The sequence below is a fragment of the Actinomadura darangshiensis genome, from assembly GCF_004349235.1.
In the GTDB taxonomy this organism is placed as follows: Bacteria; Actinomycetota; Actinomycetes; order Streptosporangiales; family Streptosporangiaceae; genus Spirillospora; species Spirillospora darangshiensis.
The window spans coordinates 1-3,027 of record NZ_SMKY01000533.1; the positions used below are offsets into that span (position 1 = coordinate 1).

Here is a 3,027-nt window from a genome sequence, read left to right on the forward strand (position 1 = left end):
GGCTCGGAGGTCACAGCCCGATTGTGCCGCATCCCTTGACTTCGTCCGGAGATCTGAGGACGCTGGCACCGGATGTTCTGGTGTGACGCTTCACCAGAATCGCGCGACGAGACGGGAGCGTGAGGCCCGGTGACAACGGAGCTGACGCCGGCGGACATCGACCTGAGCGACCTGCGGTTCTGGGTCCGTCCCCTGCGGGAGCGGGCGGAGGCGTTCGCGGTGCTGCGCGCCCATCCGGAACCGGTGTTCAACACGCTGCCCAAGCTGCCCTTCCTCCCGCAGAGCCCGGGGTCGTGGGCGCTGACCCACCACGCCGAGGTGACGGAGGCCAGCCGCCACCCGGAGGTGTTCAGCAGCGAGCCCAGCGCCACCAGCCCGGCCGACATGCCGCGCTGGATGGACAAGTACTTCAACTCGATGATCGACATGGACGATCCGCGGCACGCCAAGATCCGCCGGATCGTGTCCCGGGCGTTCAGCCCGAAGATGCTCGCCAAGGCCGAGGACGACATCGCGCTGCGGGCCACCCGGATCGTGGACGAGTTGATCGAGGCGGGCGGCGGCGACTTCGTGTCCCAGGCCGCGGCGCGGCTGCCGGTCGAGGTCATCTGCGAGATGCTGGGCATCCCCGTCCAGCAGCACCGCCGCGTTGTCGAGTGGACCAACATCATCGTCGGCTACAGCGACCCCGAGTACGTGGGCGCCACCGTCGAGTACACCGGCGGCGGCACCGCGAATGTGGGCAAACTCGCCACGATCCGCATGCTGGGCACGATCGCGTCGGCGGGCTGGCGCCTCCACCGGCTGGCTTTCAAGCTCGGACGGGAGCGCAGGTCCAAGCCCACTGACGACCTGACCTCGGCGCTGGTGAACGCCAACGTCGACGGCGAACGGCTGAGCCCCCGCGAGTTCGCCGCGTTCTTCCTGCTGCTGGTGGTGGCCGGGAACGAGACCACGCGCAACGCGATCGCGCACGGACTGAAGCTGTTCACCGAGCACCCCGACCAGCGCGAACTGCTGCTGGCCGACTTCGACGGACGCATCGCCGGCGCCGTCGAGGAGATCGTCCGCTACAGCAGCCCCGTCATCTTCATGCGCCGCAACGTCACCCGCGACTACGAGCTGAACGGTCACACCTACCGCAAGGGCGAGCGGGTGACGCTGTTCTACTGGTCCGCCAACCGGGACGAGTCGGTCTTCACCGACCCCGACCGCTTCGACATCCTGCGCTCACCCAACCCGCACGTGGGCTTCGGCGGCCCCGGCCCGCACTTCTGCCTGGGCGCCAACCTGGCCCGCCGCGAGATCACCGTGATGTTCCGCGAACTCTTCAGCCGTCTCCCCGACATCACCGCCGGCGACCCCGACCGCCTGATGTCCGGCTTCATAAACGGCTACAAACGCCTCCCCTGCACCTTCACCCCACCCACCACCTAAGGCGACCGCCGCCCGTATCAGACGCTCTCCCCGACGCGTCTCGGCGCCCACCCCAACTCACTCCTGGAACGGGTCGACCAAGCCCTGCTCGCTTTTAAACCGAGCTGACCGGCCTGGACAACACCTCCGACCAGGCCATCATGGCCGCGGTCGAACACGTGGTCGTCGCGCTGAACCAGATCGACGGCACCGACGACCACAGCTTCGACACCATCGACCGGGAAGAACTCTGCGAATACATCGACGACGCACTCACCCAGACCGGGATCGATGTTGAAGCACTGGCACGCCGGCAAGGCATTGACCCGGCCGCGCTCACAGACCAGTGGCGAGACTGGTGAACAAAAGGGGCAGGCCGGCTTACTTGACGGCTTGAACAGATCGGATGTCCGAGCCCGCTTTGGCGGAGGCGTGCTCCTACGCGACCCGTCGGCGGTGGCCGGATCGACGTGGTTCTCTTCGGCTGCGCGCGTTGGGTAACACGGCGCGCAGCCTAAAGACCTGTGCACTCATGTGTAAGACGTGCCTGGTTGTAGGGCCGCAGTCTTGGTGGGAGGAACATTGGCGAACTTCCAGACAGGAGTCGACATGGGCAAGAAGATGCTCCGCCTCGCCGTGGCGGGAACGGCCGTCGCCGGTGCCGTGGTGCTCCCAGCGCAGGCCGCGCTGGCGGCCGACTACTCGGTCGGCGCGGGCGTCGGCGTGGACGCCGGAGCCAACTACGTCACCGCCCAGGGCACGATCACCGACAACACCTCGGGCAACGACTCGGTGGCGGTGCAAACCTACATCCAGCGTCTGCTGTCCGTCGGCAGCTGGGTCACGGTGGCGACGGGCCCCCGCGTGACCGGTGTCAACGCCGCGACCAGCACCGTCAGCCCGCAGCCATGCGTCAACGGCGCATCCTACCGGGCCATGGTCAACTGGAACTGGAACAACCTCGCGAGGGGTACCAGCTACTCCGGCTCCAAGGTCTGCTGATCCAAGCAACGCCGGGGGCCGTTGCAGGTTCCACACCTCGCGGCCCCTCACGGACCGGGCAGCATGGCCGCCCTACACAGGTGGAGACGTTCCTGGCACTCAGCGCCTGTCTCCGGGGACGGCGGCGGTCGGTTCGTAGGACTTCACGCCGCCGGCGATCGCCGCCATGGCCGCCGTCAGGACGCTGAAAATGACCGCCAGCGCCACGGCGACGCCGTCGCCCTGGTCGAAGCCGAAGACGAACTCGAGCTGAGCACCCAGGCTCGTACCCCACAGGAGCGGCGCCAGGAAGATCGTCGCCGTTACGTAGAGCACGCAGAGCCCGCACAGCGTCCACGCGCCGGAGATCCTGCGGGCGAACGTGAACCCGGCTGCGACCAGCAGCAACCCGGCGCCGGCGATGCCGCCGAGCATGTTCACCAACTCCACGCTGGACCAGCGACCGTTCGCCCCGGTGGCGAGGACGACGTTGTAGAGCGCGAACCAGACGAGCATGACGGCCGTGAGCAGCGCCAGGATGCCGGCGATCACCGATGCCGCGGCGTTCGCCCTCGGCCCGGGGGACGGCATGCCGGGGCGGACAGCGGCCGAATGGATCAGGAAGAACTC

4 protein-coding genes are annotated in these 3,027 nt (G+C 67.9%); 3 read left to right on the forward strand and 1 reads right to left on the reverse strand.

Annotated features, from left to right (window positions below; genetic code table 11):
- Positions 1–129 precede the first annotated feature (129 nt).
- From E1293_RS45980 to E1293_RS45990, 3 genes are all read left to right on the forward strand, one after another.
- The gene (locus E1293_RS45980; protein ID WP_132206308.1) at positions 130–1,437 is read left to right on the forward strand and encodes a cytochrome P450; all 1,308 of its coding nucleotides are present in this window, start codon (positions 130–132) and stop codon (positions 1,435–1,437) included.
- A 140-nt stretch (positions 1,438–1,577) separates the two neighbouring features.
- A complete protein-coding gene (locus E1293_RS45985) occupies positions 1,578–1,778 on the forward strand; it encodes a hypothetical protein (RefSeq protein ID WP_132206310.1) in 201 nt (66 codons plus the stop codon).
- A gap of 247 nt (positions 1,779–2,025) precedes the next feature.
- Positions 2,026–2,418 (forward strand): hypothetical protein, encoded by a 393-nt coding sequence (locus E1293_RS45990; protein WP_132206312.1) that lies wholly within the window; start codon positions 2,026–2,028, stop codon positions 2,416–2,418.
- Positions 2,419–2,517: 99 nt separating this feature from the next.
- Here E1293_RS45990 and E1293_RS45995 read toward each other — a convergent pair.
- Positions 2,518–3,027: hypothetical protein (locus tag E1293_RS45995; protein ID WP_207939517.1), on the reverse strand; the 510-nt coding region annotated here is incomplete at its 5' end.

Coding starts and splice junctions, on each gene's coding strand:
- E1293_RS45985 (WP_132206310.1), top strand. CDS start 1,578: ATGGCCGCGGTCGAACACGTGGTCGTCGCGCTGAACCAGATCGACGGC.
- E1293_RS45990 (WP_132206312.1), top strand. CDS start 2,026: ATGGGCAAGAAGATGCTCCGCCTCGCCGTGGCGGGAACGGCCGTCGCC.